Origin of the sequence: Ilyobacter sp. (genome assembly GCF_041583315.1) — a bacterium.
In the GTDB taxonomy this organism is placed as follows: Bacteria; Fusobacteriota; Fusobacteriia; order Fusobacteriales; family Fusobacteriaceae; genus Ilyobacter.
Window position 1 is genome coordinate 1 of the sequence record NZ_JBFHGC010000218.1, and the last position, 4489, is coordinate 4489.

4 protein-coding genes are annotated in these 4489 nt (G+C 37.0%); 2 read left to right on the forward strand and 2 right to left on the reverse strand.

Going from position 1 to position 4489, the window contains the following annotated elements; genetic code table 11:
- The first annotated feature begins 227 nt into the window (after positions 1-227).
- Positions 228-794 carry an acetate uptake transporter gene (locus ABZA26_RS08550; RefSeq protein ID WP_372714102.1) on the forward strand — a complete coding sequence of 189 codons (567 nt, stop codon included), beginning with the start codon at positions 228-230 and terminating at the stop codon, positions 792-794.
- 73 nt (positions 795-867) lie between these two features.
- Here the strand turns inward: ABZA26_RS08550 and ABZA26_RS08555 are convergent, their stop codons facing one another.
- Positions 868-1659 (reverse strand): putative hydro-lyase, encoded by a 792-nt coding sequence (locus ABZA26_RS08555; RefSeq protein ID WP_372714103.1) that lies wholly within the window; start codon positions 1657-1659, stop codon positions 868-870.
- An 80-nt stretch (positions 1660-1739) separates the two neighbouring features.
- On the reverse strand, positions 1740-2984 hold the full coding sequence (locus ABZA26_RS08560; protein WP_372714104.1) for an Nramp family divalent metal transporter: 1245 nt from the start codon (positions 2982-2984) through the stop codon (positions 1740-1742).
- 508 nt (positions 2985-3492) lie between these two features.
- On the opposite strand from ABZA26_RS08560, the gene ABZA26_RS08565 reads away from it, so the two are divergent.
- On the forward strand, positions 3493-4275 hold the full coding sequence (locus ABZA26_RS08565) for an IclR family transcriptional regulator (protein ID WP_372714105.1): 783 nt from the start codon (positions 3493-3495) through the stop codon (positions 4273-4275).
- The last annotated feature ends 214 nt before the right edge of the window (positions 4276-4489 follow it).

Genomic DNA, 4489 nt, shown 5'->3' on the forward strand with positions numbered 1-4489 from the left:
CAATATAAAAAAAAGATTTTTTTAACTTGTAATAATTCCAAATTTTGTGTATTATATTCAACGTACTCTTTTTACAAAAAAATAAATTTTTTTTAATGTTTTCAATTTTTTAAATTTATGTATATATGCAGTGAATGAAATAGTTTTGAATAAGGCTCACTAAATTTGGTTGTAGCAAAATGAGTTTTATCAGTAACTACAAAAAATAGTAATCAGGGAGGAAATTTATGTCACACGATGTATCACAAGGAAATCCAGCAGTTGTTGGGTTGGCAGGGTTTGGTCTTACGACTATGCTTCTTCAGTTTCACAATGTAGGATGGATGGGGTTAGGACCGGTAGTAGCATGCGGACTTGTCTTCGGAGGACTGGCTCAGATGATCGCCGGTTTCCAAGAGTTCAAATGCGGTAACAACTTTGGTTACAGCGCTTTTGTTTCTTACGGTAGTTTTTGGATATCTCTAGGAATCATGTTCCTTTTAAACCACTTTAATATCTATAAAGCCAGCCACCACGATGTAGGATGGTTCCTCATAGCTTGGACTTTATATACTTTCGTTATGACTATTCCTGCAATGAAAATCAGTGGTGCAATGGGATTAACTTTTATCCTTCTTCTGATAGGATTCATACTTCTTGATCTTGCACACTTTGGATATCCGGCACTGACTAAAGTTGCTGGTTATGAACTAATGGTTTGTGCACTTTCTGCTTGGTACATGATGGCCGGTGCCATCTATGCTCAGGTTTTCGGAAGACCAGTTCTACCTATGGGTAAACCATTCATCGCTTAATAGTAATTTAATAATCTTTTATTAAAAAGGTCAGCCCACTTGGGCTGACCTTTTTAAGTTTTATAAACATCAGTTATAACAAAGATAATTTTTGATTTTTCACATCGGTTATAAACATATATCCCGGTGCATGGGTTATCATTATTTCAGGCTTCACATTCATAGCTACTGCCTGAGGTGTAACTCCACAAGCCCAAAACACAGGAACTTCACCATCTTTTATTTCCACAGAATCCCCGAAGTCAGGATTATTTATATCCCCTATACCTATTTCCAGCGGATCCCCCATATGTATAGGGGCTCCGTGAACACCTGGGTATCTAGAAGTTATCTGCACCGCCCTCACTACATCAGCATAAGGCAGAGGCCTCATACTGACAACAGTAGGTCCTTCAAATATACCAGCCTTTTCACACTGTATATCAGTTATATACATGGGCACATTCTTCCCCTCTGAAATATGCCTCACTTCTATCCCTTCATCCAGCATGGCGGACTCAAAGGTAAAACTGCAACCTATAAGAAAAGACACGAAGTCATCTCTCCAGAATGATTTTATATCATCAAATTCTCCGTGTAATTCTCCATTTTTATATACCCTGTATTTTGGAATATCCGTTGACACATCTGAACCTGGAGCCATTTTCATAAACTCCCTGCTTCCCATATCTGATACCTCAAGTATAGGGCATTGTTTTGGATTCCTTTGGGCAAATAGTAGGAAATCATAGGCATGTTCCTTGGGCAGGATCACAAGATTCCCCTGGACATATCCGTGACACATCCCTGCTGTGTTGCTTTTTATTTTTCCTTCTCTGATCATCTGCCGAGCTTGTGAAGGATTTAAATTCCTGAAGTTTTCCATGCTACCATCTCCAAATTTAACTTTTTTTAAACCGGGTGCCGCATTTTTCTACCCACTCTGTAACTCATCAAATATTTATATTACATAACTCCTAGTACTTTCAGGATTCCCCTAACTCCAAGTCCGCAAGCCACTAAAACCACTATAACACCTAGAACATTAGTAATGGGAGTATTGATATACTTTCCAAGCCTCTTTTTATTGTTCATGGCATACAGGAGAAATATCGCTATAATAGGAAGAAGTATTCCATTTGCCGCCTGGGCAAATATAATGGCTGAAAGAGGTTTTAAACCTATTGCAGAAAATATAACCCCTATAAGAATAACTGTTGTCCATACAGCTTCAAATTTCTTGTCTTTAAAATCAGCTTTCCAACCCAAAGCCCCTGAAGTGGCATAAGCTGCTGCCAAAGGTGCAGTTATTGTAGAAGAAAGTCCTGCAGCGAAAAGTCCGAATGCAAAGAAATATTTTGCCCAAGAACCTAGAAGGGGCTCTACTGATTTTGCCATATCTCCTGCATTGTTTATGGCAATATTAGTACCAAAGAATGCTGCAGATGCAGTTATTATTACTGCTATAGATATTAAGCCTCCCAGAATAATAGAAAGGAAAATATCAGATCTTGACTCTTTTAATCCGCTGGCATCTTTCCATCTTTCCTGAACTGCAGAAGAATGGAGAAACAGATTATAAGGAACTACAGTAGTTCCCACTAATGCCATTATCAAGAATACCGATCCCTTGGGAACGCTAGGTACAAACATACCCTTCATTATTTCGCTCCAGTCAGGGGATACTACTATTGCTGTGGTAATAAATGTAGCACTCATAAGTACAACTAAACCAATAAGAAACTTCTCTACAAACTTATAATTTCCGGTTTTTAAGAGAACATAACCACCTATACCCATGAGGGGACCCCAAACATTCATAGATATACCGCTGATGGCCTCTAGTCCTAATGCCCCTCCCAGTATATTACCTGTTTCATATGCTGCACAACCTATTCCTATTGCCGAAACAACCAAGAATATACTCCCGTATTTTGCAATGGGATTGGTAAATTGCTCTCTCAAAGCAGTTCCTAATCCTTTTCTGGTTACGATACCGAGTCTTGCAGACATCTCCTGTAAAACTACTGTGGCAAAAATAGAAAATACCATAGCCCAGATGAGCGAGTACCCAAATTTTGCACCTGCAAGTGATGCTGTGGTAATTGTCCCCGGACCTATAAATGCCGCTGTAACAATTGCTGCCGGACCCATAGTTTTCAATTTTTGCAGAAACCCCTTTTTTTCTGACTGTGTAGTTACCGTTTCCATAATAATTCCCCCCTTAGCTTTATAAATGTTTTATATATTAAACCGATGGTTTATACAAAATGTGATATTTAAAGTTCCTTTCCTCAAACTTTAAAAAAATAAAATTGAGCAGGTCGGAACTTTGGTTGTTCTTATTTGTGGATATAATAAAAAGTCGCTATACTTTCATGATAACCGTGCTGAAAGTAAAACGACTTTGAGCCTTTCCAGTTTAAGAATAAAGGGTTGCTTTATTCTTGCCAGTAAGATGTCATTTACTCTGTTAATATATTTCTTGTTTTGTATATTCGAAGTATATGCTATTTTGCTTTTCCTGTCAAATTTTTTTTTACTGACTTTTCTGCAAAATAGTTATTCAGATATAAAATTATATTGTAAAACTGCATATTAATATTGTGATCAAAGGTTGTTTTTGACATTCTTTATTTGATATGATATCTTATATTTTAGAAGTTTAAAAACAACAGATCTTTTTATTATAAAAATCACAGGAGTTGATGAATAAATTATGGCTGACAATGATAATAGCATCAATCAAAGTTTAGATAAGGCTTTGAGCCTTTTGGAGTATTTCGATGCTGAAAATCCCGTAAGAGGTCTCAGTGAAATCTCACGTCTTTCCTCTATACCAAAGGCTACTGTCTACAGGCTGTTAAATACCTTTGAAAAAAACGGATATCTCATGAAAATGAATACAGATGGAAAACATGGACAATACAAACTGGGGATGAAGTTTCTAGAGCTTGGAACCATTGTTTCAGAATCTATAGAACTGAAAGAGATAGCTCTCCCCTATATGAAAGCTCTGAGAGATGATATAAATGAAGACGTACAGCTGGTCATAAGGGACAAAACCCATGCAATCTACGTAGAGAAGCTCATGAGCAAGCACCCTGTAAGGCTCTATACCAAAATAGGTAGAACTGCATCTCTAAATGCCGGGGCATGTCCCAGGGCTATACTTTCTTTCCTGAAGGATGAGGAGATAGAGTATATTATTAAAAACAGCGAATTTGTAAAATATACTGAAAACACAATAATGGACAGGGAAAAACTTTTGGAATCCATAGCCGAGAGCAGAAAAAACGGCTATACCATAAGTCACAGTGAGATGGAGATGCAGACCATAGGTATAGGGGCCCCCATCTTTGACTATACAAAAAATGTAATAGGGGCACTGAGTACTGCCGGTCCTGACCAGAGGTTTACTGAGGAGAAATTTCCTGAAATAATCCGAAAGGTTAAAGAAACTGCAATGAATATTTCCAGAGAACTTGGATATAAAGGATAATGAAGGGATGATCCCTTCATTTTTTTTATTCTCAGGAAAAATTTTATGTCTTCAGCTCATGAAAAACAATTCATTTGATCTGAATTGTTGAATTAAATTCAAAAAATTATGAATGAACTTTGTAGACAACTTAATTTTTTTATGGTATCATTCAGAAAATAAATACTGGACCACCGGTTCGATAATTAAAATGAATGATTTTTTATATAGGGGG

What these genes read in the sequence shown, in the direction of transcription:
- ABZA26_RS08550 (WP_372714102.1), top strand. Translation starts at nt 228, where the DNA reads ATGTCACACGATGTATCACAAGGAAATCCAGCAGTTGTTGGGTTGGCA.
- ABZA26_RS08555 (WP_372714103.1), bottom strand. Translation starts at nt 1,659, where the DNA reads ATGGAAAACTTCAGGAATTTAAATCCTTCACAAGCTCGGCAGATGATC.
- ABZA26_RS08560 (WP_372714104.1), bottom strand. Translation starts at nt 2,984, where the DNA reads ATGGAAACGGTAACTACACAGTCAGAAAAAAAGGGGTTTCTGCAAAAA.
- ABZA26_RS08565 (WP_372714105.1), top strand. Translation starts at nt 3,493, where the DNA reads ATGGCTGACAATGATAATAGCATCAATCAAAGTTTAGATAAGGCTTTG.